General features: G+C 41.2%; 23 protein-coding genes and 1 tRNA gene. 10 read left to right on the top strand and 14 right to left on the bottom strand.

The window, feature by feature from the left end:
• The 3 genes from EIH25_RS10465 (at position 1) to EIH25_RS12630 (ending at position 4,556) form a co-directional block, all read left to right on the top strand.
• On the top strand, positions 1-732 hold the full coding sequence (locus EIH25_RS10465) for a GHKL domain-containing protein (protein ID WP_243113152.1): 732 nt from the start codon (positions 1-3) through the stop codon (positions 730-732).
• Positions 733-819: 87 nt separating this feature from the next.
• A complete protein-coding gene (locus tag EIH25_RS10460; protein ID WP_124100990.1) occupies positions 820-2,682 on the top strand; it encodes an ABC transporter ATP-binding protein in 1,863 nt (620 codons plus the stop codon).
• The gene (locus tag EIH25_RS12630; RefSeq protein ID WP_124100989.1) at positions 2,679-4,556 is read left to right on the top strand and encodes an ABC transporter ATP-binding protein; all 1,878 of its coding nucleotides are present in this window, start codon (positions 2,679-2,681) and stop codon (positions 4,554-4,556) included. The genes EIH25_RS10460 and EIH25_RS12630 overlap by 4 nt, the downstream gene beginning before the upstream one ends.
• 489 nt (positions 4,557-5,045) lie before the next feature.
• Here EIH25_RS12630 and EIH25_RS10450 read toward each other — a convergent pair.
• Positions 5,046-5,132: transfer RNA gene (locus tag EIH25_RS10450), tRNA-Leu, on the bottom strand.
• A 221-nt stretch (positions 5,133-5,353) separates the two neighbouring features.
• Here EIH25_RS10450 and rimM point away from each other — a divergent pair.
• The 5 genes from rimM to EIH25_RS10425 all read left to right on the top strand — a co-directional run bounded on the left by rimM (position 5,354) and on the right by EIH25_RS10425 (position 8,945).
• On the top strand, positions 5,354-5,854 hold the full coding sequence (gene rimM, locus EIH25_RS10445; RefSeq protein WP_124100988.1) for a ribosome maturation factor RimM: 501 nt from the start codon (positions 5,354-5,356) through the stop codon (positions 5,852-5,854).
• 15 nt (positions 5,855-5,869) lie between these two features.
• Positions 5,870-6,376 (top strand): hypothetical protein, encoded by a 507-nt coding sequence (locus tag EIH25_RS10440; RefSeq protein WP_124100987.1) that lies wholly within the window; start codon positions 5,870-5,872, stop codon positions 6,374-6,376.
• Positions 6,366-7,115: a tRNA (guanosine(37)-N1)-methyltransferase TrmD gene (gene trmD, locus EIH25_RS10435; protein WP_124100986.1), complete on the top strand. Its 750-nt coding sequence runs from the start codon at positions 6,366-6,368 to the stop codon at positions 7,113-7,115. The genes EIH25_RS10440 and trmD overlap by 11 nt, the downstream gene beginning before the upstream one ends.
• 269 nt (positions 7,116-7,384) lie before the next feature.
• A complete protein-coding gene (locus EIH25_RS10430) occupies positions 7,385-7,657 on the top strand; it encodes an HPr family phosphocarrier protein (RefSeq protein WP_124100985.1) in 273 nt (90 codons plus the stop codon).
• Between the two features lie 307 nt (positions 7,658-7,964).
• Entirely contained in the window at positions 7,965-8,945 is a 981-nt protein-coding gene (locus EIH25_RS10425) for a helix-turn-helix transcriptional regulator (protein ID WP_124100984.1), read from the top strand.
• Between the two features lie 162 nt (positions 8,946-9,107).
• Here EIH25_RS10425 and EIH25_RS10420 read toward each other — a convergent pair whose 3' ends face one another.
• Both EIH25_RS10420 and EIH25_RS10415 read right to left on the bottom strand, forming a co-directional pair.
• On the bottom strand, positions 9,108-10,406 hold the full coding sequence (locus EIH25_RS10420; RefSeq protein ID WP_124100983.1) for a site-specific integrase: 1,299 nt from the start codon (positions 10,404-10,406) through the stop codon (positions 9,108-9,110).
• A 107-nt stretch (positions 10,407-10,513) separates the two neighbouring features.
• The gene (locus EIH25_RS10415) at positions 10,514-11,188 is read right to left on the bottom strand and encodes a helix-turn-helix transcriptional regulator (protein ID WP_243113151.1); all 675 of its coding nucleotides are present in this window, start codon (positions 11,186-11,188) and stop codon (positions 10,514-10,516) included.
• Between the two features lie 173 nt (positions 11,189-11,361).
• On the opposite strand from EIH25_RS10415, the gene EIH25_RS10410 reads away from it, so the two are divergent.
• Positions 11,362-11,577 (top strand): helix-turn-helix domain-containing protein, encoded by a 216-nt coding sequence (locus EIH25_RS10410; protein WP_124100981.1) that lies wholly within the window; start codon positions 11,362-11,364, stop codon positions 11,575-11,577.
• A 237-nt stretch (positions 11,578-11,814) separates the two neighbouring features.
• Positions 11,815-13,227, top strand: a complete 1,413-nt coding sequence (locus EIH25_RS10405; RefSeq protein ID WP_124100980.1) for a MobA/MobL family protein — start codon at positions 11,815-11,817, stop codon at positions 13,225-13,227.
• A 93-nt stretch (positions 13,228-13,320) separates the two neighbouring features.
• Here EIH25_RS10405 and EIH25_RS10400 read toward each other — a convergent pair whose 3' ends face one another.
• The 11 genes from EIH25_RS10400 to EIH25_RS10350 form a co-directional block, all read right to left on the bottom strand.
• Positions 13,321-13,491 carry a cysteine-rich KTR domain-containing protein gene (locus EIH25_RS10400; RefSeq protein ID WP_124100979.1) on the bottom strand — a complete coding sequence of 57 codons (171 nt, stop codon included), beginning with the start codon at positions 13,489-13,491 and terminating at the stop codon, positions 13,321-13,323.
• Between the two features lie 11 nt (positions 13,492-13,502).
• Positions 13,503-14,327, bottom strand: a complete 825-nt coding sequence (gene mutM / locus EIH25_RS10395) for a bifunctional DNA-formamidopyrimidine glycosylase/DNA-(apurinic or apyrimidinic site) lyase (protein ID WP_124100978.1) — start codon at positions 14,325-14,327, stop codon at positions 13,503-13,505.
• On the bottom strand, positions 14,320-15,219 hold the full coding sequence (locus EIH25_RS10390; protein WP_124100977.1) for a radical SAM mobile pair protein B: 900 nt from the start codon (positions 15,217-15,219) through the stop codon (positions 14,320-14,322). Before EIH25_RS10390 ends, mutM begins: the two co-directional genes overlap by 8 nt.
• A 10-nt stretch (positions 15,220-15,229) precedes the next feature.
• Complete coding sequence (locus EIH25_RS10385; protein ID WP_206425707.1) at positions 15,230-15,691, bottom strand: GNAT family N-acetyltransferase; 462 nt, start codon at positions 15,689-15,691, stop codon at positions 15,230-15,232.
• Positions 15,688-17,166: an amino acid adenylation domain-containing protein gene (locus EIH25_RS10380; protein ID WP_124100976.1), complete on the bottom strand. Its 1,479-nt coding sequence runs from the start codon at positions 17,164-17,166 to the stop codon at positions 15,688-15,690. Before EIH25_RS10380 ends, EIH25_RS10385 begins: the two co-directional genes overlap by 4 nt.
• A 13-nt stretch (positions 17,167-17,179) precedes the next feature.
• Entirely contained in the window at positions 17,180-17,863 is a 684-nt protein-coding gene (locus EIH25_RS10375) for an alpha/beta hydrolase-fold protein (protein ID WP_124100975.1), read from the bottom strand.
• A complete protein-coding gene (locus tag EIH25_RS10370) occupies positions 17,860-18,486 on the bottom strand; it encodes a nitroreductase family protein (RefSeq protein WP_124100974.1) in 627 nt (208 codons plus the stop codon). The genes EIH25_RS10375 and EIH25_RS10370 overlap by 4 nt, the downstream gene beginning before the upstream one ends.
• 3 nt (positions 18,487-18,489) lie before the next feature.
• Positions 18,490-18,855, bottom strand: a complete 366-nt coding sequence (locus EIH25_RS10365; RefSeq protein ID WP_243113149.1) for a MarR family transcriptional regulator — start codon at positions 18,853-18,855, stop codon at positions 18,490-18,492.
• A 246-nt stretch (positions 18,856-19,101) separates the two neighbouring features.
• Positions 19,102-19,482, bottom strand: a complete 381-nt coding sequence (locus EIH25_RS10360) for a TnpV protein (protein ID WP_124100972.1) — start codon at positions 19,480-19,482, stop codon at positions 19,102-19,104.
• A gap of 720 nt (positions 19,483-20,202) precedes the next feature.
• Positions 20,203-20,355 carry a hypothetical protein gene (locus EIH25_RS12485; protein ID WP_164489221.1) on the bottom strand — a complete coding sequence of 51 codons (153 nt, stop codon included), beginning with the start codon at positions 20,353-20,355 and terminating at the stop codon, positions 20,203-20,205.
• Positions 20,356-20,854: 499 nt separating this feature from the next.
• Positions 20,855-24,532 (bottom strand): hypothetical protein, encoded by a 3,678-nt coding sequence (locus EIH25_RS10350; protein ID WP_124100971.1) that lies wholly within the window; start codon positions 24,530-24,532, stop codon positions 20,855-20,857.
• Between the last annotated feature and the right edge of the window lie 22 nt (positions 24,533-24,554).

The raw sequence follows: 24,554 nt of genomic DNA, 5'->3' as shown, positions 1-24,554 counted from the left end.
ATGGAACTTGCCGTAATTACAGTTACAGCTGCTCTTGCTGTATCGGCGGTTATTTTGCTGCTTATATGGATGAAAAAATATCTTTACAATCTCATCGACCGCCGCATAGAACGCTTCCAGAGCGAGCTTATTGAAAAACAGGTAAATGAAATCGAGAATATGTATAAACAGGTGCGGGGCTGGCGGCATGATTACCGTAATCATATTCAGAATATGAAAATACAGCTTGCCGAGGGAAATTATGAAGCTCTCAACAGCTATCTTGACAGTCTTGCAGACGACTTAACCACTGTTGATACGGTTATAAAAACAGGAAATGTAATGGCTGACGCTATTCTAAACAGCAAGCTGTCCATAGCGCAAAAGCTGAATATAAAGCTGAATGTCAAAGCGAACATTCCTAAACATCTGACGCTGTCCGATGTGGAGCTGTGCGCGGTTATGGGAAATCTTCTTGACAATGCGGCCGAGGCTTGCGCTAAGCTACCTGAAAGCGAGAGATTTATGAGAATTTACATAGGCACTTTAAAAAATCAGTTTTATCTTTCGGTTCAGAATTCGGCGGGAGAGGTCAGAAAGTCAGGAAATGAATACCGTTCCACAAAGGGTGAAAATCACGGCTACGGAATATTCCGCATAGACCGTATTGCCAAAAAATACGGCGGCTATGTCAACAGGCAGAACGAGGAGGGCATATTTGCCACGGAAATAATGCTGCCGCTGGAGCCGTAAGCTGCATTTCGTTACAAATACCGACCGTTCGTGCAAAAACGGGCACAGCGGTCGGTTTTTATGTTATGATGATTGCGAGGTGAGATTATGCAGAAAATCACAAAACGAAGCAAAAAGAAGAAAAAGGAAGACCGTGAAAAATACCGTGCGGAAATCAAGAGCCGAAAATACGGCGTTGTGCAGAATCTGACTTATGCGATGGGCGAAATATGGAGCATTGATAAAAAGATGATTTTTTCCTGCTTTGCATTTGCTGTGAGTTACTATTTGGCCCGTCTGTGCGCTACCTTAACGGATAAATATGTTGTAGAGCTTGCTGCCGCAGGCTTTGGCAGCACAAATCTGTTAATGATCTGTATCATGCTTATTGTAGGCAATAAGGTATTCGGAAGTATTCAAAATATAGTTGGAAATTATCAGGGCTTTATCGGTTTTAATAATCTTTACAACCATTTCGCTCTGAAGCTAATGCATAAAAATATGACTACCGACTATGAAAACAACGAAAAACCCGGAATAAGCGACAGGCTTAATAAGGCTCGTGACAGTTTGAGCGTTATTTCTCTTAACGTCGTAATTAATATCAGGGGAACGCTTCGCCACACTCTTGAATTTTTTACATACTCGGCTCTGCTTACGACCCTTGATATAAGGGTGCTTCCAGTAGTAGTTCTTCCTGCGGTGGCTTGCTACAACATAGAACGGCACAAAATGAAATGGATATGGAATATGCAGGATAACTGGCAGAAATATGACCGTCAGCTCAGCTATATACAAAACGTAGGCGGAGATTTTTCAAAAGCAAAGGACGTGCGTGTTTTCGGTATGCAGGAATGGCTTGAAAAAGCGTTTTCACGTTCACTTTCCGATAGATTGAACTGGCTCAGACAGCAGGACGCATGGGAGTTCAGACATAATCTTCTCAGTACGATAGTCAGCTTTATCGGAAATTTCTGCACATACGGCTACCTTATATGGCTTGTTGCAAACGGAGGTATAGGCGCAGGTGATTTTGTACTGTACTTCAACTCCGTTTTCAGATTAAAAGAAGCTACAAGCGACTGGTGCAACAATATGTCGGGTTATCAATGGATCTCGGGCAATATAAATAATTATCGTGAATATCTTGAAACCGAGGATATCACCAACCGGGATAAAGGCGTAAATATTCCCGACGGCGAATATGAGATTGAATTCCGTAATGTTACCTATACCTACGGCGGTGCGGAAAAGCCTACTATCAATAACCTTTCATTTACGCTCCATAATGGAGAAAAGCTTGCGCTTGTCGGTCTTAACGGAGCAGGCAAAACAACTATCGTAAAGCTTATGTGCGGTTTATATGATGTTACCGACGGCGAAATTCTGCTGAACGGAGTTAACGTCAAGGAGTATAACCGAGAGGAATATTTTAAGCTGTTTTCTGCGGTATTTCAGGATATTTCCGTTTTGGCAGTAAGCGTTGCGGAAAATATAACAGGACAGCCGGAAGCGACTATGGATAAAAAGCTGCTTTGGGACTGTATGAAAAAAGCGGGAATTTACGATAAGGTGATGACGCTTCCGCAGAGGGAAGAAACGCCCCTTGTCCGTTCCGTTTATCAGGACTCCGTTGACCTTTCGGGCGGTGAAAAGCAGAAGCTTGCTCTTGCAAAGGCGCTATATAAGGGCGCGCCTATATTGCTGCTTGATGAGCCGACGGCGGCGCTTGACGCTATTGCAGAACAGAAAATGTATATGAATTATCTTGAATTTTCAAAAGCAAGGTCAAGCCTTTTCATATCTCACAGGCTTGCCTCAACACGTTTCTGCGATCGCATTATAATGATAGAAAACGGAACATTGGCTGAATGCGGAACTCATGCAGAGCTTATGGAGCTTGGCGGAAAATACGCAGAGCTATTTGAATTGCAGAGCAGCTATTACAATGACGGGGAGGTATCGATATGACCGTTAGAGAAAAGCTCAATATAATCAAGCGCAGTATAAGGTTTGCAGAAGCGGCAGACAAGGGTATTTTCCGCAGAGCGTTCGTAAATATCATTCCCGACGTCATATCTACCTTTTCGGGGGTGTTTTTGGCCTCTCTTGTAATAGACGGGGTAACAGGCGGAAAGCCTGTTTCATATCTGCTTAAAGCGGCGGCAATAGTATGCGTGATCGAGCTTATATCACAGTTGATACGTTGTATTAACAACCGCCGTCTGCAAACGCACGACACTTTATATAAACGAAACGTTGAGGGCAGTATGTGGCGCAAGGTTCTTAATATGGACTATGCGAAAATTGAGGATATTGATACCCAGAACAAGCTTGACAACGCAAGAAATTACGGCTGTTACAACACAAATACAGGATTACCGGCGCTTACAGGTCACCTTACAGGCGCAGCAAAGGGCGTGCTTGAAATGGCGGTTGGTTTCGCGCTTGCCGTACCTATCCTGTTTTCACATTCGGTTAAAATAACCGATCTGAGGAGCTTTATGCTGTCGGGCTGGGGTGTTGCAGCGGTACTGGCTGTGTGCGGCGCGCAGGAGCTGCTTCAATCACTGGTGCTTATTCCGAAATCCGATAAGATCATGAACAAGGTATATACCAATCCCGATATATTACAAGCAGAAAGAGAACGTAATTTTTTTCAGAGCCACACAATATACGAATACCGAAACGGTAAAAAAATACGCCTTTATAGTGAGCAAAAGCTTATCGAGAGAAAGTATAAAAAAGCAATAAGCCTTATAACAAATGAGTGGAGCAGCTCTTTCAAAGGCATGACCAGACTGCTTATTGTTATGTATTTCCTTGATATACTTGCAAATCTTATTCTGTATGCCTTTGCGATTTTCCGTGCGGTAAACGGTGTAATGACAGCAGGCGAGGTAGTGGCTTTTGTTATGTATTTTACAAGAATACAATGGGCGTTAGAGCAGGTATCGCAGAACGTGAGCAGTACGCTTACCAAATCGCAGATGTGGAGTCAGGTTTTTGAATTTCTCTACATACCCGATGAAAAATACAAAGGCACGATTCCAACCGAAAAGCGCGACGACAACGAATACGAATTTGAATTCAGGCACGTTTATTTTAAATATCCGGGCAGCGAGCAGTATGTTTTGCAGGACATAAATCTCAAATGGCGCGTCGGTGAAAAGATGGCTCTGGTAGGCAAAAACGGAAGCGGAAAGTCAACTCTTGTAAAGCTGCTCTGCCGGCTTTATGATCCTACCGAAGGAGAGATCACCCTTAACGGGATTGACATACGCAAATATAAATACGAGGAATATATGGATTTGTTCTCGGTTGTGTTTCAGGACAGCAAGCTGTTTTCTTTCAGCATCGCGGAGAATGTTGCCGCAGATACGGAGTATGACGCAAAGCGCGTGGAGGATTGCGTCCGCAGAGCTGGTTTTTCCGAGCGGCTTGACAGTATGGAAAAAGGCATTGAAACCTGTCTTTACAAGGATTTTGACGAAAACGGAGTAGAAATTTCCGGCGGCGAGGCGCAGAAGCTTTGTCTTGCAAGAGCGATCTATAAGGGCTCGCCCTTTATAGTACTCGATGAGCCGACAGCGGCGCTTGACCCAATTTCAGAGCACGATATTTACACGAAATTCAATTCCATTGTCGGAACAAGAACGGCAATTTATATTTCACACAGACTTTCAAGCTGCCGTTTCTGCGACGATATTACTGTCCTTGACGGCGGCAGAATAGTAGAGCGCGGCTCCCATGATAAGCTGCTGAACAACGCCGGCGCATATTCTGAATTATGGGCAGCGCAGGCGGAATATTACAAGGATACGGCAAGCGAATTGTTCGCTTAGTCACAGTCCTTTCAGCTGCTCAGTCCGTTATTATCAGCTTATGTACGCAGGCGGTTCTTAAATGTAATACTGACAACAAGCATATATTGCCGCTTTCAACTTTTCTCATCAAAATCATATTACGCAAATAAAATCCGGATTTACCGGCGCTACAGAGCTTAACAACAACGTCTGAATCCCCCGAATATGCAAAAAACGCGGCAGGAGCTTTACAATCCTGCCGCGTTTCCTTTATACAGGTATATATCTATTTATCTGCCCTGCTTACCTCTCTTTTTGCTGTAAACAGCCGTTCCCGCCAAAGCGGTTCCGCGGAAGCGGAGGAAAAAGAAAAGCTGAATAAAAACGCTGAAATTGCCAAAATAAAAAGCACAAGATTTCTCTTGCGCTTAAAAATGTGTTATGACTATAAAATAGATATTTACCCAGCGGCAAAAATTACCCGTCACCACAAAATGATGACGGGTATTGCGCTGTCCGCGCTAGGACTGGTGCCGCTAACCGGACTTGAACCGGTACGGATTTTACTCCGAGGGATTTTAAGTCCCTTGTGTCTGCCTATTCCACCACAGCGGCAATTTAACTTGTTTATTATATCATAAATCATACATATTGTCAAGCATAGGATCAAACAGAATTTATATAAGCAGCATATCGGACGCTATAAATAAAGAATCCGATTTTTTATCGCGGCGCCGCACACTCAATCGGGTTTATTTATTTGACGCTATTGAAAAAAATCTATGACTATGATATAATTATAATATATAAGTGCGGCTATTACTGGAGGTTTTTATATGAAGCAATACCTTGAAATAGGCAAAATCGTATCTGTATTCGGACTGAAAGGCGAGGTCAAGGTTAATCCCTGGTGCGATACTCCGGATTTTCTGTGCGGGTTTGACACGCTTTATTATAAGAGCCGTACTCCGGTAATAATTGAAAAAGCAAGAGTCCATAAAAATATTGTTGTAATGAAAATCAAGGACGTTGATACTGTTGAGGAAGCTCAGAAGCTGAGAAACAGGGTGCTTTATATGGATCGTAACGATATTGGTCTTGACGAAGGCTGTTATTTTGTGCAGGATCTGCTTTCCCTTAAGGTCATAAACGCTTTGACTTCTGAGGAATACGGCATAATAACCGATGTAACTCAGACCGGAGCCAACGATGTTTATCACATAAAGTCGCCGCAGGGAAAAATGTACTATATTCCCGCTATACCGGACGTAATAAAGGAAACCGACATTGAAGCCGGTATTATGAAAATCATACCGCTTGACGGTCTGTTCGATTGAAAACCGGCGGTGTATATGTTTTGCAGATATGAGGACGTCGAAAGGCTTGTAGAGCTTTACAGCAGCAGTATGTTTTGTCTGATATATCCCAAAATGCACAGCCGCGCAAAAGCGCTGAAATGTATTGAAACGGTGTATATCAGATATATTGACGCCAGCCCGAGGCTGAGAAATCAGAAATCGGAGCAGAAGTGGCTGATAAAGACTCTCCGTAAGGAAAGCGGCTTCAATGCGCTTGCCAATAACTATACCGAAGACAGGCTGACGTTTATTGAGCGTGACAATATGCTTACAAGCCTGAGGGTTTATTACAACAACGAAGGAAACAGACCTAAGAAACGCAAAGCTGACCTTGCGGCAGCCGCCATAGTGATATTACTGTGCATTATTCTTTTCTTTGCCGCAGCAAAGGGAATAAAGCATTATCAGAGCGACGGCGGCAGTGTTCAAAGACATCTGAACGGCGATTCTGAGAATGAGCCGGATTTTACGAAAAGGATTTTTATTGATTATGAGGATTGACATAGCTACGCTTTTTCCTGAAATGATAGAAAATTATCTCAATCAGAGTATAATAGGAAGGGCAAGAGCAAAAAATATATTTACCGCGGAATGTCATAATATCAGAGATTATACTCTCGATAAACACAGACGGGTAGACGACACTCCTTACAGCGAGCGGCAGGGAATGCTTATGCAGTGCGAGCCTATATACCGCTGCTGGCAGGCCGTATGCAGCATGACCTGTTCTCAGCCTCATGTTATTTATATGTCCCCTCAGGGCAAGACGCTTACTCAAAAAAGGTGCATTGAACTTTCCCGCCTCGACAGCATATTTATATTATGCGGGCATTATGAGGGAGTTGACGCCAGAGTTATAGAAAAAATAGCAGACGAGGAGATATCAATAGGCAATTATGTGCTTACCGGAGGGGAACTGCCGGCGCTGGTGCTTATAGACAGCATTGTACGGATGCTTGACGGCGCTCTTGCCAGTCCTGACTGTTATGAGGACGAAAGCCATTTCAGCGGACTTCTGGAGTATCCTCAGTACACCCGTCCCGAAGTGTGGGAGGGTATGAAGGTGCCTTCCGTTCTTCTCAGCGGACACCATGCCAATATACAGAAATGGCGGCATGAGCAGTCGCTGAAAACAACCTTGGAGAAGCGTCCCGACCTATTGAAAAATTACTCACTAAGTAAAAAAGATTTGTCTATTATCACTAAATTATCGGGCGAAAATGACAGTGAAAACGTATAGAAAAAGGTTTTCAACAATGAATTGTTAAGTGTTTTTGTACAGAATGACACAAGTGTTGAAAACTTATTGAACATATTGCACAAGATTGATAGTTTGAAAAAACTCAATATGAGCAAAACAACAAAATCTTTGTTTTTTTCTGCGGTTTGGTGATAATTTGCGTTGACGGGTTCGGGGTTGTCCTGTATAATATAAGTATTAAACAGGTAAATTCAATTTTTTATCCATTGCTTTTATGAATGGAAATTTTATGAATGGAGAGATATTGTATGTTCGTTAAAGATGTAACAGTGCAGAATAAGGTAGGTCTTCACGCGCGTCCTGCAACTTTCTTTATTCAGAAGGCAAACGAGTATAAGTCGTCCATCTGGATCGAGAAGGAGGAAAGAAGAGTAAACGCTAAAAGCCTTCTCGGTATTCTTTCCCTTGGTATCATCGGCGGTACTACCATCAGGATCATCGCTGACGGTTCCGATGAACGCGAGGCTGTAGACGGTCTGGTTGCTCTGGTTGACAGCGGTTTTGCCGAGGACGCCAGATAATAATATACACTTTATTTGCGAAGATTATAATATCTGAGGTTCAGCTTTTATGCCGGACCTCATTTTTTGTCTCGTATTTTTAAAAACTCCGTTATATTTACGGATTTTGCCATTACTTTTCGTTTTGTCTGTAAATGGGGTATAAGGCAAAATATCACTTCTTCCTGGATTGTTTGGTTGATTTTTCGGGTTGAGTGTGATATCATAGGCAATAAGATAAATCGGAGTTTTGCAATTGAAATCAAGTCAAATTGTTTGTTATCATGTATAATTATCATAGAGCAATCAAAAAGCGAGGTAACAAGATATGGGCGAATGGGAAGAATTGGTGCAGATAATTGTGGAAGAAGTCGATAAGTGCATTAAAAAGCATACTGATGAAACATTAACGCTTTCCTGCCTTGCTCATAAGCTAGGCTATTCTGAATCTTATATTTCCCGTAAATTCAGGGAAATCTCCGGAATGCATTTTCGTGATTACTTACGTCACCGCACGCTTGCTTTTGCATTAAAAGATATTCGGGATACTTCAAGAGGTCTTTTGGAAATTGCGCTGGAACACGGTTTTTCCAGTCATGAAGCGTTTTCCCGTTCTTTTAAAGAGGCTTATGGTATAACGCCCAGCGATTACCGCAGCGATCCTGTTCCTGTTGTCCTTCGCACTATCATTAAGCCTTTTGATTGCTACTTGGTAAGTATTGGAGGAACAAATATGGCAAAAACCCAAAATGATGTAAAAGTATATTTTGTGACAATACCCGCACACAAGTATCTGCACATAAGAAATTATGAGAGCAACGGTTATTGGGATTTCTGGCAAAAGCAAAACCAAATACCGGGGCAGGACTGTGCTACGATCTGCGGACTGCTTGACAGTATAAAAGGGAAACTGGACGATATGGGCGGTACAGATGCCAACAGCGGAAGCGGTCAGATAATGGCATATATCAACGAACCCACAGGCAGAATTTGCAGTTGGGGTATTCCGAGAGCAGAAAGCTATGGAGTACGGCTTCCTGCTGATTATTGCGGTGAAATTCCTGAACAGATGCAGATAATGGATGTCCCCGAGGGAGAGTATATTGTGTTTGAACACGGTCCGTTCGACTTTCAAACTCAAAACTGTAATGTTGAGCAAGAAATTGAAGACGCAATGAAAAATTACGACTATGCTGCATCAGGTTATTGTCTTGACACTACTCAAGGCAGAGTATTCTATTTTTATCATGACCCTGAACGATTTTGGAAGTATATCAGACCTGTTAAAAAGCTGAAAAAAGAAATATGAGAATTTTCTTATAATGAGTGTAATCCATAAAACGATAAATTCCAATTTATCTACTTAACCCTCTAAAAGTCCTTTGTTTTCAAGGCTTTACGCCTGTTTTGTGTTCAAACCTTATGTATTTTCCCTTGTTTTTGCCCTTACGAGCCGAAACAAGGGAAATTTTTATGCCCCGCTGACTACTTTATCCAGCAGCCTTGCGGAACTGCGCTTCGCTTCCCTTGTAGCGTGAGCGTAAATGTTCATTGTGGTACTGACATCAGCGTGTCCGAGAAGTTCCTGCACATCCTTCGGTGCTGCCCCGTTTGAGAGCAGGTTGCTTGTGAAGGTGTGTCGGAGTTGGTGGAAATGGAAGCCCTCTAACCCCTCGACCTTTTTGCTTGCCGCCCTGCACATAATCCCTACCGTACTCGGCGCTTCATACGCTCCGTCTGGTTTAAGGCAGACAAAGGATATTTCCTTGTAGCTATCGGGGATTTCTTCCGTTCTCGGCAGACTGTATACCTCGTAATAAGTGCGGTCTTTTTCCTTGACTTCTTTGTAATAGTTGAGGTTGTAAAGTTCTCCGTATCGGAAGCGGTTTTTGTGCTGTTCGGTTTTTGCTGTCCGCAGGATTGCCGCCAGCGTATCGCAAAAATCAACGGTGCGGACTTTCTTCCGCTTTGTTGCCCCTATCTCGGTCTTGTGCCTTGCCCCGTTGTAGCGCATACTGCGGCGTACCGTGAGATATTGTTGCTCAAGATTGATGTCCTGCCAAGTCAAGCCGCAGACCTCGCCAATGCGAAGTCCCGTATAGTAAGCGATTTGAACGGGGAGCAATGCGGGATTGTCCTTTGCTTTCAGAAAATCCTCCAGCTTGCAATACTGCTCGTGGCTGAGGGTGGGAGTGGAAGTCGTGTCGCTGTCCTCGTCCGAGAACAGGTCATAGTCCTCTTTCTTGCCCCGCCACACCACATACTGCATAGGGTTAAAGGTAATCATCCGCTTCGGGAATACCGCAAAACGGAACGCCCCTTGTAACACAGCCGAAAATAACCGTAAATACCCCTTGCTGAGAGCCTTTGCAGTCGTACCGTCGGGATTTGTCCCGCCGAAACTGAGATAGTCCATATACGCCTGTAAATGGTCGGCGGTAACGGTTTTCAGCTTACGGTTAGCGATAGGGTGCTGCTTGATACGGTTGACCGTTCCCTGATATGCCATTACCGTACCGTTGCTTAAATTGCCGGGTTTCAGTTCTTCCTCCACCCACATATCCAACAGCATACCAACTGTTGCGTTTTCAGCCTTTGCAACAAACTTCTTTTCCTCATAATCAGCGATTGCCTTTCTGAGCAGGGCTTCTGTTTCAGACTTGCTTTCTGTCCCTACAAACTCCTTTTGCACCTTTTTTCCGCTTTCATCTTCAATGTAAAAGCGACCATACCACTTTTTGCCTTTCTTTCTTACAGAACCTTTTGCCATAGATAAAAAACTCCTTTCTATCCGTGGCAATCGGGACTGTGACATATGGTGTGCGTAAAGTAAATAGTGTCACTTGTGCCGATTGTGTTCAATCGGCTTTTCTATTGTCAAGGTGCCACGGAATTTTCTTTTTCGGTAAGCCTTGCTTCGGCTTCCGCTACTATCCCGAAAAGGTCGCCCATAGATACTTTGGTACGTCCCTCATCGTAGATATGTAAAATCCCGTCTAAAAAGCGTTTCATATCTTCGATAGGTAATTCCATCTCTTTGCGGTAAACACGTTCGGTAATTGCGCCCGACTCAATGGCATACCGCTTAAGCGACTGCTTTAAACCTTCGTCCTCTGCCACACGGTCAACCTCCGCACAAGCGTCCGCAAAGTGATAAGTCATAACCGTATAGAGGTCAATCATCTTTCCGAGAAATGTAGTGAGCAACTGTTGGTGTGGCTCTCCCTTTACCACAGAAGAAACCGTATCAAGATACTTTTTGATGTGTTCCTCCATATCCTTTGCACACAATGTGCGGCTGTCGTATTCTTTATCTTCGGAAAGCCCTGTCAGCCATTCGGAAGTGGTAAGCAGAGCGTCGGCAAGACCGTTGATAATCATTGTGCGCTTCGGGTCAACGCCGTCTGCTTCATACCGCTGAATGGTGGATTTGTTTACGCCGATACGCTTGCCGAGTTCGGGCATTGTTAAGTTTAACTCCGTTCGGCGTTCTTTTACCCGTTCGCCGACTTGTTTTGCGGTGAATGTGATTTTGTCTTTCAAGGTTTTCACCTCCTAACGGGTATTATTATAGCACATATAAACTCACTTTGCAACCTGTTTTGCAATAATAATTAAAAATATTTTATGAACAGTTGCAAAACAGGTTGACAGAAGGTAGTAAAATAAGTATAATTACAGGTACATAGTTGCAAAACGAGTATCATTGAAAGGAGGTTGATAAAATGAACGCAGTCAAAATGGGACTTACCATAGAGGAAGCCGCCGAATGTACGGGTATCGGCAGGAACACCATGCGGAAGCTGGTGGACTGGGGTAAGCTACCCGTCCTTAAAGTCGGGCGGAAAGCGATTATCCGCAGGGACACGCTGGAGCATTTTATGAGCGTCAATCAGGGCAGAAATCTTCTCAATCAGAATGATGTCCGCAGAGTGGAATAACGCCCATTCTTTTTTCGGGAAGTGATTTTAAGCCCTCGGCGTTTGAGAGCGAAATACACCCCTCGCACAAATCTCCGATTTGTACTCAGGGTATTTCGCCCCTGCGGGGAGCTAAGTATCAACGCAGTCACTTCCCGTTCCCGCATTGATACTTTTCGCCGCCACTGTTTCGTGTCGGCGGCAACCATCAAGACGGTTGCAAAATGAGAACACCCGATTTATGGGAGAAAGGATAATATGGCAAGACACAGCTTCATACAGATGTCGAAGCTGCCGAATGTCAAAGGACGGATTTCCTATATCACAAGTCCCGCAAGACAGGAAAACCTGTACGCCGCCTACCGCACTGCAGAGAATGACTTTTGGAGCAGTCTCGCAAGGGAAAGCCAGCAGGAATTTAGGCGAAGCGGCGCAGGCGGAAAGTGTATCGAAGCGAGGGAACTGATTATCGCCCTGCCCGAAGTCTATACGCAGTATGAGCCGCAGCAGGTTCTCGAAGATTTCACGGAGGAATTTCACAGGCGGTACGGTGTGGAATGTGTGTCGGCTCTGCACCACAACAAACGCAAGACCAATTACCACATTCACTTGATTTTCAGTGAAAGGAAGCTACTCCCTGAGCCTGATGTGAAGATTGCCACACGAAGCGTATTCTTTGATGAAACAGGCAAAAGGGTACGCACTAAGAAAGAGATAACTGGCGAGGACGGGCAGATACGGAAAGGCTGTACGGTTATCAAAAAGGGAGAGGTTTACGAAATCCACCTATTCACCACAAAGGATGACCGCTACAAGGGAGAGCCTTTTCTTCGGGAAGTGAAGTCAGTTTATACCGACCTTATCAACCGCCATATCGCTGATCCCGAACAGCATTTGAAAGTCTTTGAGAAAAACAGCGTGTATCTGCCGACAAAGAAAATCGGCAAGCACAATCCTAAAGAGGAAGAAATCAAAGCCGACAATGCGGCGAGGCAGGAATGGAACAGGACGGTGGATATGGCTCTTGTATCGGGAATATCCGAAGCAAGGATTTTGGAGGTCAAGCAGACTGAGATACACGACAAGGTAAGCAGTTCCATCCGCAAAAGCGGCTGGCTGCCCAATCTGTTCCGTAGTATCGTAAGCCGAGCAAAAGACTTCCTGCAAAACCTTATCCGTGAACACGGTATGCCGCCGAAACCCACGCTGGATATTGATATGGCAGAGTTCCAAACTATGCGAAACCTGATGATACGGATACAGGACGAAGCAAGAGGGATTAGAAACTTGCAGGACAATATTCTGCCCAATCTGAGAACACAGCTTTCAGAGACAACGGGGATTTTCAAGGGCAAGGAGCGAAAAGCCCTTACCGGGCAGATACAGCAGACCGAAGCCGAAATCTCAGAAAGGCTTGACAAGCTGCCCGATATTCTGAAAGAGGACGGTTATCCCGATGTGCAGGCATTTATGGCGACCTACCGAGAAGCCGAAGCCGTTGTGGAACAGTACAACCGCAGTCTTGCCGAGTGGGAACGACAAGTTAAGGAAAAGCGCAGACCACAGAAACCGCCTGAAAAAGAGAGCGTCAGAAACAGGCTCAGGCAGTTGCAGAAGCAGGGCAGACAGCAGCCACGCAGAAAGAAATCCTTTGACAGAGACAGCCGATAGAAAAACAACGAATGCTGCACTTTACGGGACATTCGTTGTTAAGAAAAACCGCCGCTATGGTGTTATCCATACACGGCGGCATACATAGTCTTGTCAGCGTTCCTGCATTTGAATGACGGTTATCTGTAAATCCTTTGCATTGATGAGCGTTTCCTGCTTGCATTTCGGGCAGTAGAGAGGATAATTTTTCAATACGGTATCTTCCCGCAGTCTGTCACGGGTTTTGTTGCCGCAGACAGGGCATAATATCCATTCGGTTTTCATTTCCAATCTCCTTACTTCTGACAATTCGGACAATATACGCTGCTCCTGCCGCTGATTACAACACGGACAAGTGTTTCGCCACAGTTTGGGCAAGACTCGCCAGCGTGACCGTACACCTGCAAAAAGGGCGTGTTGCGATAGTCCTGCCCTTTAGTTTGAAGGTAATCCTCCTGCTCAATATGATTCTTCTCGATAAAGTAGGATAGACATTCGGGAATCATCTCGGCAAGTCGTTCCCATTCTTTCTCTGTTAAGCTGCCAGCGGAACGAGCAGGACAAATTTTTGCCAGAAACAGGATCTCATCGGAATAGATATTGCCGATTCCCGCAATCACGCTTTGGTCAAGCAGACACTCTTTGATTTTCTTTTTTCGCTTTCCGAATTTGCTTTTCAGATATTCAGCGTTACACTCACGAGACAGCGGTTCAAGCCCCAATTTACCGATTCCGCTGAATGTATCCTCTTCGCCGTCTTGTATCAGCCAAAAACGCCAGAAACGGCGGATATCGGAAAATCGCAGTTCCTTTTCGCCGCTTAGATGAAAAATGATATGCGTGTGCTTTTCCATTGGATAGTCAGACGGTGTAACAAGCAAGCAGCCTGTCATTCGCAAATGCAATATAATTCTGCTTTCATTTTTCAAATGAAGTATTAAAAACTTTCCCCTGCGCGTCATATCAGATATTTCATGACCCGTAACAGCTTTGCAAAATTCATCATCCTTCGGCTGTGCGATAACTTCTGAGCGATTGACAGTAATTTTTTTGATAACAAGCCCTTTTATCTGCGGTTCAATTACATTTTTTATCGTTTCTATTTCAGGAAGCTCAGGCATTATTGTCACCGCCTTTTCTTGCTGATTTTTTGATTTCGCTGTGATAGAAATAATTAACAATCACAGGCGGAGCGTCAAAAGAACAGCTCATACTGTCATCATTCGTAACATAGTCAAGACCGATTTCGGCAGCATATTCTTTTAGTTCTGCGTCGAGAATTTCCCAATAACTGCGATTACCTCGATTATAAATATCCTGATACAGTGGCAGCAAAGCAGGATATTTCTCTTTGATATAATTCATAATGACCGCTTTATAGCTGCCACGCAGATTTAGATTTTCAAGCCATATCAAATTGCATTGTTTCTTCGCCCGTTCAATTATCGCCTTGACATCGGTAATGCCGGGAAAAATCGGGGAGATAAAACAGGCAGTGCGAACGCCTGCGTCATGAAAAAATTTCATTGTAGCAAGCCGCCGTTCGATAGAAACAGCCTTGTCCATATCGTCCTTGAACGTTTCGTCAAGGGTGTTTATGCTTATGCCGACTCTTGCATTCGGCAAAGATTTTATAAGTTCTATATCCCTTAAAACAAGGTCAGATTTCGTTTGAATGGTAATTTTTGCTTTGCTTCCCTGCAACTGCTCCAAAAGTGCACGGGTACGCATATAGATTTCTTCCTGAGGGTTATAGGGGTCGGTTACAGAGCCGACAAAAAATTCTTTGCTGTCGTATTTCTGTGGATTTTTTATCTCATCCCAATATTTTACGTCTAAGAATCTTCCCCAATCTTCGGTATGTCCCGTAAATCGTTTCATAAAACTCGCATAACAATACTTGCAAGCGTGCGTACACCCAATGTAGGGATTTACCGAATAATCGCTGATAGGTAAATTGGATTTAGTGAGAATAGTCTTGGTACCCACTTTATTTATGATAATATCGTCCATAACAGCTCCTTTATATTTCCAATTTCATATAGCCTTTCATATCCGAAAAGCTTAAAGACGAATAAAGTGAGCGAGCTTGATCGGAAGTTTCCAAATATATTTTGGTGATTTCTTTTTGCTTTGCTTGCTCTATTAGCCAATTTACAACTGCTTTCGCCACGCCCTGTTTACGGAACATAGGATGGGTATAGATATTCATAAGATAGGCACACAAACCGTTTTTATTATCGGGCGAAGGCATTTCCCGGTAAATACATATACCGCCGCAACCTACGATTTCTCCGTCAATGCAAGCAAAACAGGCAATATGCTCTCCGTTTGGTATGGCATTCAAATAGTATGCATGGTTGTTTGCTCTGAGTTCGGACATATCCGAATTTTCTTCAATAGAAAACACGTCGTGCAAAACTTCCATACGCCAAGACATAAGCGTATCTATATCCTCTATTGTTGCTTTTTTAATTTCCATCATAGCGCACCTGCTTTCATAACGACGGGTAATTTTGCTGTATCGGGTTTGCCGTTACTGTTAAGCGGAATGCTCGGCATTTTAATCATAAATTCTGGTATCATAAATGCTGTTAAATGTTCGGCAAGTTCTTTGCGTATTTGCGATACTTTAACATTGTTATCTGACGGAACGATATACGCCGTCATAAAGCTGAGTCCGTCTTCGTCGATAAACGCACGGACTACCGCTTGTTCAACGCCGTTGCATTGGTAGAGTCGTGCTTCTACTTCGGCAACTTCAACACGCTTTCCGAGTATCATAATTTGATTGTCTTTTCTATGTAAGAAAGCAATATTTCCGTCGGGCAGAATATATCCCAAATCGCCGCTGCGGTAATATCTTTCGCCGCTATCCGTCGTTGCAAACGCTTTATTTTCTTCGGCGTGATCGCCTATATAGCCGAGCGATACACCATTACCGTAAATACAGATTTCGCCTGTTTCGCCGTGCGGTAATTCTTTTCCGTATTTATCTAAAATTTTAATACGGGTATTTTTTACCGCCGTTCCGATAGGGTATGTTCCGTCGGATAATACGCTATCAGCCGTGCAACGGAAGTAGGAGGCACACACCGTCGTTTCTGACGGTCCGTAGGTATTATAAATTTCCGCTTTTCCCAAAAGATTGCTTATGTATGCGCTACGCAAAACGTCGCCGCCGCTTATGAGTAAGCGCAAGCAAGACGGTATTTCAGGTAAGTGGTTCATTTCCGCTAAAAGGTACGGAAAGCCGCTCAACATTGTTATCTTATGTTTTTCCACAAATGCCATAAGCGAACGGATGTCCTGTTTATCTTCGTCGGACGGAATAGCAAGAGCTGCACCGTTTAACAGGCTTGTAAATACTTCTTCAACGAAAATATCGAACGAGCATACCGAGTATTGCAGCATTATGTCTTTTTCCGTAGGGCAGAATTCGTTTGTAAACGCTTCCACATAGTGGCAGACGTTCCCGTTTGTAACACAAACGCCTTTCGGTTTGCCTGTCGTTCCCGAAGTATAAAGAACATAAGCGGGCGAATTTTCCTTTGCCGTATTTACCGTTTTTACCGTAGGCGTTTCAAGTCCGCAGATAGAGCAATCGAAAATGTTTGTATCGAATCCTTTTAATTTATTGTCAAACACTTTTTCTGTTAAAATAAAATCTACATTTGCTTCTTTCATCATATATTGTATTCTGCCCGTTGGGAAGTTCGGCTCGGCGGGAATATATCTTGCGCCGCATTTGAGTACAGCCAATATCGCCGCTATCATTTCCGCACAATGACTCATAACGATTCCGATGCTCGTTATCTTTTCGGGAAAACTTCCCGCAATTAAATCGACTAATTCGGAAAGTTGTCCGAAAGTCAATGTTCTGTCGTTTTCGATAATCGCTGTTTTGTTTGTATATTTTGCTACAGCATTTTCAAACATAGCATAAATAGTTTTTTCCATAAATAGTCTCCTGTTAATTTTCCAATATCCATTTGATACCTTTTGCCGAACGTAAAGCACAATCTTTGAAGTGATTGCCTTCGTTCAGTTCAAAAACGGTGTGGATATTCTTTTGAGCGTAGTAACACTCGATTTGCTCGGTGTTTTCCTGCACGGTTTTCAAGTACGGATTTCTTGTTTTGCTTTCCTTGTTTCCAAGCGAAAAATAAATATAATCGGGCATTCGTTTTAATTCGTGATTAAAAATGTACTCTTTAAAATTAGGATACCACAGCGAACCCGACATACTTGCCGCACGAGAGAATATATCCGTTTTGTAGAGAGAATATATCGCAAACAGCCCTGCAAGAGAATAGCCTGTTATTGCTCGCCATTCGGGGTTTCCTTGTATATGTTCCTCTGACGCAGGAATAATTTTCTCTGTAAGAATGCGCAAATATTCATCCGCTTCGCCCGAACACGGCGTATCGTTTGGGGATATAGGCGGTATTGCATACGGCGTCATATCGCCATCCCAATTCAAATTGCCGATTACGACGAGTGAAAAATCTTTGTCTGTTATTTCCTTTAATGCACGATAAACGGATCTGCCGCTTTTATCGTAATTATTGAAATATATTACAGGCTTATCTTGTTCCGTGCATGCATAGATTTCAACGGTGCGGTTTTCGATATTAAATATTTTAGCCGTTATCATTTCCATCTTCCAAAGCGTATTTGCTTGTCTATGTCGGGATTATATTGCTCTAACTGCACTTCATCGGGATTTGCATAACCAATACCTATAAACACAGGTATCATATAGGTCGGTGGCACTTTAAGCCTTTTCTTCACCGTGTCGTGTTCCTCGTTCAGCGGTATGCGCATGGAGCAGGACAACCCCTCTGCCGTAGCTGCCAAAAAGATATTTTCTATGACACACCATATGGTAGCAAAAGGATTTAGCTTTGAAACATATTCGCCGTTCAGCTGCTTGGATTTAAACACGGGGATTATTACATAAGGGGCATCCTTGAGCATTGTAAACTGCTTCGGCATAGCGTAGCCGTACATTTTCTGCCCTAAAGTTATGGGATAGGGGCGGGGCATATTGAGGTATCGGTCGGCGTCGAATTTATCGGCGATTTTCTTCGCTTCGGGAAAGGCAAATTCCTTTTCCTCATCGGTTCTGAGGACGATATACTGCCAGTTGCGGTTATGATCCCAAGTGGGCGCTTTGTTGCCCGCCTCTAAAATTCTTTTGATAATCTCAAAATCAACCTTTGTATCTAAAAATTCCCTTGTCGTTTTTCTTTTGTTGATTGCTTCATAAAGTTCCATAGTTCAATCCTCCGCTTCCCTGTTGATAAGCTCAGTGAGATTTTTTGTAAATGTTCGTGAGAGGTCTATCAGCTGTTTTTGCTCCTCTTGTGTAAACATAGACATTGCTGTATCTTCAGCCCATGTGATGTGGCGGACAACCTTTTCACAGTAAACTTTGCCTGCTTCGGTTATCCGTACTATTTTCTCCCGCTTATTTCCTTTGCGTTCCTCAACCGTTACATATGCTTCGTTTAAAAGATTTTTAATAATTAAATTGACTGTCTGTTTGGACTGAAAGGTGCGCTGACAAATTTCCATCTGTGTCACGCCGCCCTTGTCATAGAAATCGTCATAATATAAAACGTTAACTACTAACAGTGTTTTCATCAACATTCCGTGGCGTTTGGCATACGCATCATACAACGCAAACTGCTCATCCCGAAATTTGCAATATAGATATGCGTTTTTCTTGGTTTCCTTTGTTATCTCAGCCACCTCCCTTAAAGTCAATTACCGTACAGTCAATTTATTGACTGTTGTTAGTATAGCAAGTTTTGTCCTGTTTGTCAAGAGTATAAGTATTGACATTTCTTCAAAAACAGCGGCAAGGAAAATCCTTGCCGCCTTAAAACACTAATTGAAAATCAATTCTGTATTGACAATTTCTCTTGCTCTGCTTTGGATATTTCCCATTCTTTGTATCCATAACATTTGATTTTCACCCTTGAGCATTTCCGTTATACCTTCTTTTGCTGCCATCTGCTTTATCAACCGAGAAAACATATCCTGCGCTTGCTCGTCAATATCGACAAGATAGACGTTCAGCGTTCCGTTTGTTAGAAGCGTTGTATAAGTTACTCTCTTGTATTCTTTGAGATACCGCAAATGCCTCTGCCCCCATAAGCCGATAGGCTTGTTTTCTTTTTCGGCTGGTAAAGTAAGGCAAGGAATATAGTAATCACCCTGCAACTCATACCAAAGACCGTTGATTTCATCATAAATATACTTGTCCATTAAAAAATCCTCCGTTATAACGTTATAATATATTCGCACATATGTCACAGTTCTCCGATTGCCACACTCTGTTATATCTTGTTATGAGATTTTCTTGCCCTTGTATTTGCCCTTATAAGCAGTCAGGGAAAGAGTAAACTTGTGTGAAATCATATAAAGGGATAAGATGAACACATTGCGATAAATCCTCTATTTTCAAGGCTTTCGGAGGATTTTATTGAAGCCCTATGACGGACAATAACCACTTATAAAATTGTGGTTTTCAAATTCTGATTTGTAACCGGAAAACAAAACTCGCGGTTTGAAAATTTATTTTCAAAGGAATGTCATAATATCAGAAATTATACTTTCGATAAACACAGACGGGCAGACGACACTCCTTACAGCGAGCGGCAGGGACTGCTTATACAGTGCGAGCTATTATCTCTTTCTAATGAGCTTATACTCAGTATCAGAGATGAAACACAACACTACGACTACCTGGTTGGAGAATGGGGAAAATATACTGAACCGCCTGTAAAATCTAAGCAATCGACAATCGGAATATGTTCAGCTGTAAACGCTTTTATCCGATACGGAGATATTAAAACAGCAAGCTGTATATATGAAAAAGCAAGATACGAAGAGCTTAAACCAAATTATTATATTGAAAGCAGATTATATTGAGATTATTAAATTACAAGGGACTGAGAAAAAAATCTTGGCCCCTTTAACGTTGAATCAATACTTTACATTCTCAGCAAGCTTCAACATAAGCTGCGAAAAACTCCGTCCTTCAATCATATCCGTACCAAGATATGCTTCCAACACAACAGTCAGCTTCTTCTCAGAAAGTACAGCGCAGATTTCGGTATACCCAAACTGCGTTGCCATACCGTCAGACTTCTGAACAGATCCGTACTGCTGATACTTATCTTTGAAACAACACGACCTGCGATCTTGCAGTAATCCATTTGCTTGTGACCGCTCCAGCAACATCGCCGTTTACAGACTCCGTTATTGTCATTACTGATAAAGCATACACAGCCGAAACTACTGCTATAAAGATTCTCCTTATTTTTTTAGAAATATAAAAAGATCACTTTGTCGTGAATTTTTCTTATAAAATCGGCGTTTTGCACTAAATTATACAGTATAACTTATGCATATTTACAAACAACGCTTATATATTTGCACATTTAACTCCAGCCAAAACAGGCAGTAAAAAAGCCCGTAAACGCTTTGTTTACAGACTTTTTCTTGGCTCCCCAAGTTGGACTCGAACCAACGACCCTGCGGTTAACAGCCGCATGCTCTAGCAGTGGTAGAGATTGTACCAAAATAAAGCTTAATTATATAAAACTATTTTTTACTGTAAACTCTAATAATTATATTATATCTTCATTAAGGCTTTATCATTAGATTGCTTTTTCCTTATTATCTTAAAGTAGTCATCTCTAATTGCATCCACTTTGTAATCCTCAATATACTGATTGTCTTTAAATGCTGTCAACAATCTCTCATTCTCATCATTGACTTCAAATTTTGGTCTACTGCGAGTATCAAATATTTTGAGATAGTCATTTAAGTTAAGCAAAGTGAGAATCTCTTTTATGTAGTCCTCGCTAAGATTAGGCAATATAGCTATTAGAAGATCAATTCTTGTGTCTTTACTTAATTCGTCTGTACGAAGAAGATCATCTCTTAGCTTCTGTGAAATGTTATTTGGATTATCTAAAATGTCCGTTATGTTATTTACTGCATGAGCAAATATTTTTGTTTGAATCACATCGTCCCATTGTTCAAATGATGAAAACAAAGTCATCAAATCAGAACGCATCAAATTATTGTTAAGAATATGTAGACATACAGATGTAGAATAATTCTTTCCTATCACAGAGATTGCACTATCGGAGAATTCAAGCAGTTTGATTTTAAGTTCATCACTAATATCCCAAGTAAGTATCTCCAATAATTCCTTTTGTAAAAATAAATTGCTATCGATTATATCAATATATCGTTCTATGTTCTTGCGAATAAAATTAAAATTCTGATCAGGATAGTTTTCTCTCAAGAAATTCAAATTGTCTGCGGTCATTCTAATAATGTTTGTATTTATCAAAATTTCAATTTTATCATTGGAAATATCCACAATGCCAAAATTATCATAATAAAACTTCAATGACACTAATATCTGTTCATACTTTGAATTTTCAATCGAATTGCATATTATCGCGCTATCAAACAATTTTTCTTTGATTGCATCGTCAAATTCGAGCTTTGAAAAATCTAAGTCAATATTACATCTGTTGATATAGGAAATAACGCTTTCATTAAGTTTCAAAGCACTAAAACAGTCTATAATGTTGGTTTCTGAATATTGTACTATATTAGCGTCCAACAACGGAGACCACAAAGCACTATCAGTTATTTCCTTTATGCAAATAATGGTTGTCCGTAAGGCAGAGATATAAGACTGTTTATGTTCAACTTCGAGATCAGGATTATTTAATATATCAATAGCAACATTTTCATCGTCCAGAATAGTTTCTCCGCTCATCTGTAAGATAACATCAAAATACTTATTTATGTTCTGATTGACATACTGAGTTATTTCAGAATTTGGGTGCGAAAGCAGAAGTGTATAGTTCTTATGGATAATATCCTCATCATTCTTTACACCCAAAACTTCAGTCTGAATAAGTCTCAGATTCTCAGCGTTGATCTCATATAAAGATTCCTTGTAAACTGCGTGAAATAAATCCTTATTGATAGTTCCGTAATCAAAACCAACAAAGCATACGTCAAGCAACTTAAATCCATGAACTAGTTTGTCGATATCAGGTTCATATATTGCAAGGTAATCACGAGCATTGGAAATATAATTACAAAGGCAGTCGTCTTGGTTAATCAACTTTATTGTATCGTCATCAGAATAATAAATTGAAAAAATCGAATATTTACGGATTTGCCTTTCAGCGAGGGACTTTTCTTCAAGAACCGTGTTAAATACTTCCGGCCACCTTACGTTGAGATATTTAATATAGGCTGGCATTTCAGGTGTAACATCAAAGTATGCACCTATAAACTTAAAATTTTTTGTTTCTCTAAGCTGGTTGATAAACCTTTCAAGATATTGAATATGAGATTGAGTCTGCAACAAATATGTAAGCAAATCAAAGTTAAGGATTTCTTCCTGATCGAAATCCACCAATCTAAGTCGTGAAACAACCAGTGCAGGATTCTTTAACTGATAGGTATACTCTTTGGCCTTTCTATCAGTTACACTGCGCAAGAAAGTCTTATCAATACGACTAAGACTATTCTCATAAAAATAGGTCATATAGTCTGCATAGGTTTCATCAATATATCCATTGCGAATAAGATATTTTAAGAGATCAAAATATTCGCTGCTCTTTATCTCATTAAAATTTGTTACCGTTCCAATTTCATTTGTGCTTGTAACACTGAATACTGTATCAATATTATCTCGAGTAATAATTTGATGAAGTTGTTTCTCTTGGATTTTAATTAGCTTTTGCTCCAAGTTGAGGATTTCTCGGTGTAATTCATCGCTATTTTTACTTAATTTATCTTTAAGTATCAGTTTACGAGATAAATATTCATTTTTATTGCTTCCGTCCAAATTGCTCATCACAAAATCTGATAAATCACTATCATTTCGTCGTGACCAACTATAACTTCTTAAATACTTGTCTGCAAACACAGCATTTAACTCTCGCATAGACACAAGGTGTTCTTTTTCAGAAATGGAGATTCTTTGCTGTCTTTCGTCAATAGCCTTTTCTATTTCTACCCTTTCAGCTTCAATGAAATTATCTTTTTTATTGAAAAGAGTATATACAAACCCTTGGTTAAGTTGCAAGTCGGCAAAATCGCGCGGAAATAGATTTTTGTATGCAATAATAGCAAGCATTTTATTACAATCAAGTTCCGTGATATTTAACCTGTTATAATAAATTATAAATTCATTGTAGATATTTTTCAAAAGACGCATATCGTCAATGTATAACGATAACCCTTGCAAGAAACTTTCATCAAATTTTTCAAATAGTCCACCTTTTTTGAAGTGGGAAATAAACTGATCGTAGGAGTTGGAACTATCTACAACCGGAACGACAGGAATAATATAGTCAAAAAACTTTGTTCTGTCTTTTGATACAAAAATATCATCACGCAATAAATAGAAAAAGCGGAGAATCCTTTTGTCCTTTTTATTTCCTTTTTGAAGTTGAATATTGACAAGTGTGTTTACTTCTCGAAGGCGTTCAAAAATTTTGTTTGCATTAAACCGATCCATATCTTCAAAGACAATAACATCAGCATCTACATTTTCAAAAAGATATAACACTTCATTGAGATATTTGTCAAAATAGGAATCGTCACTTTCTTCAAATATTTCAATTTCATTACCTTTCAAATTCAATTTGCGAAAAACATTCTTATTCTTTTGAATTTTAATCAATCCATATATAAGAAAAGATGACAAGGCGATTATAATAATGCCGTCTATCATTAGAGCATATTGGTGTGCAGATAACTCCAAAATTGATTTTAACCAGTTAGCAGGCAAGGTGGATACATAACTTTTCCACAAGTCAAAAAATACAAAATAAAGGATTGCAGTCAAAAGAGCAATGGTTTCTAATGTCTTTATTATAATGCTTGCAGTGCTAATTCTTTTTTTTACCCTAAAATTGGTCTGCGGAATTTTGTCCGATGGAATTTGATGTATCAGTTGATTTAGAATTTTCCCCTCTAATACTGATTCTTTTACTTCCGTTGTTTCTGCTACCTCTGTTGTTTCTGTTATCTCTTTCTCATTTAGAGATTGAAAATGTGCAAGTGAAATATGCAGAAAACTCTTATTACTATGCTTTTTCTTATATGAAGCCAAAATACTGCTTTTTCCAGCACTATACGCACCGGAAATAGCTACATTTCTAACATCAGGATTATCGAACACATAGTCTATTGCTTCCTCGTATACATTCAAATCAATGCTGTCTGTTGGTGTTAATCGTTCAAAGTGATACTTGTTTTTTGCCATTCTTGTCACATCCTTTCGAGTA

The organism is Ruminococcus sp. Marseille-P6503 (genome assembly GCF_900604945.1).
In the GTDB taxonomy this organism is placed as follows: domain Bacteria; phylum Bacillota; class Clostridia; order Oscillospirales; family Ruminococcaceae; genus FB2012.
The sequence above is the reverse complement of the archived record's forward strand: the minus strand, read 5'-3'. Positions and strand labels throughout refer to the sequence as shown.

Excerpts from the sequence above, each read along its gene's own strand:
- EIH25_RS10460 (WP_124100990.1), top strand. The coding sequence starts at position 820 with ATGCAGAAAATCACAAAACGAAGCAAAAAGAAGAAAAAGGAAGACCGT.
- EIH25_RS10375 (WP_124100975.1), bottom strand. The coding sequence starts at position 17,863 with ATGATAACGGCTAAAATATTTAATATCGAAAACCGCACCGTTGAAATC.
- EIH25_RS10465 (WP_243113152.1), top strand. The coding sequence starts at position 1 with ATGGAACTTGCCGTAATTACAGTTACAGCTGCTCTTGCTGTATCGGCG.
- EIH25_RS10380 (WP_124100976.1), bottom strand. The coding sequence starts at position 17,166 with ATGGAAAAAACTATTTATGCTATGTTTGAAAATGCTGTAGCAAAATAT.
- EIH25_RS10400 (WP_124100979.1), bottom strand. The coding sequence starts at position 13,491 with ATGAAAACCGAATGGATATTATGCCCTGTCTGCGGCAACAAAACCCGT.
- EIH25_RS12485 (WP_164489221.1), bottom strand. The coding sequence starts at position 20,355 with ATGGCAACGCAGTTTGGGTATACCGAAATCTGCGCTGTACTTTCTGAG.
- EIH25_RS10420 (WP_124100983.1), bottom strand. The coding sequence starts at position 10,406 with ATGGCAAAAGGTTCTGTAAGAAAGAAAGGCAAAAAGTGGTATGGTCGC.
- rimM (WP_124100988.1), top strand. The coding sequence starts at position 5,354 with ATGAAGCAATACCTTGAAATAGGCAAAATCGTATCTGTATTCGGACTG.
- EIH25_RS10425 (WP_124100984.1), top strand. The coding sequence starts at position 7,965 with ATGGGCGAATGGGAAGAATTGGTGCAGATAATTGTGGAAGAAGTCGAT.
- EIH25_RS10385 (WP_206425707.1), bottom strand. The coding sequence starts at position 15,691 with ATGATGGAAATTAAAAAAGCAACAATAGAGGATATAGATACGCTTATG.
- EIH25_RS10365 (WP_243113149.1), bottom strand. The coding sequence starts at position 18,855 with ATGAAAACACTGTTAGTAGTTAACGTTTTATATTATGACGATTTCTAT.
- EIH25_RS10430 (WP_124100985.1), top strand. The coding sequence starts at position 7,385 with ATGTTCGTTAAAGATGTAACAGTGCAGAATAAGGTAGGTCTTCACGCG.
- EIH25_RS10440 (WP_124100987.1), top strand. The coding sequence starts at position 5,870 with ATGTTTTGCAGATATGAGGACGTCGAAAGGCTTGTAGAGCTTTACAGC.
- EIH25_RS10370 (WP_124100974.1), bottom strand. The coding sequence starts at position 18,486 with ATGGAACTTTATGAAGCAATCAACAAAAGAAAAACGACAAGGGAATTT.
- mutM (WP_124100978.1), bottom strand. The coding sequence starts at position 14,327 with ATGCCTGAGCTTCCTGAAATAGAAACGATAAAAAATGTAATTGAACCG.
- EIH25_RS12630 (WP_124100989.1), top strand. The coding sequence starts at position 2,679 with ATGACCGTTAGAGAAAAGCTCAATATAATCAAGCGCAGTATAAGGTTT.
- EIH25_RS10360 (WP_124100972.1), bottom strand. The coding sequence starts at position 19,482 with ATGGACAAGTATATTTATGATGAAATCAACGGTCTTTGGTATGAGTTG.
- trmD (WP_124100986.1), top strand. The coding sequence starts at position 6,366 with ATGAGGATTGACATAGCTACGCTTTTTCCTGAAATGATAGAAAATTAT.
- EIH25_RS10350 (WP_124100971.1), bottom strand. The coding sequence starts at position 24,532 with ATGGCAAAAAACAAGTATCACTTTGAACGATTAACACCAACAGACAGC.
- EIH25_RS10410 (WP_124100981.1), top strand. The coding sequence starts at position 11,362 with ATGAACGCAGTCAAAATGGGACTTACCATAGAGGAAGCCGCCGAATGT.
- EIH25_RS10405 (WP_124100980.1), top strand. The coding sequence starts at position 11,815 with ATGGCAAGACACAGCTTCATACAGATGTCGAAGCTGCCGAATGTCAAA.
- EIH25_RS10390 (WP_124100977.1), bottom strand. The coding sequence starts at position 15,219 with ATGGACGATATTATCATAAATAAAGTGGGTACCAAGACTATTCTCACT.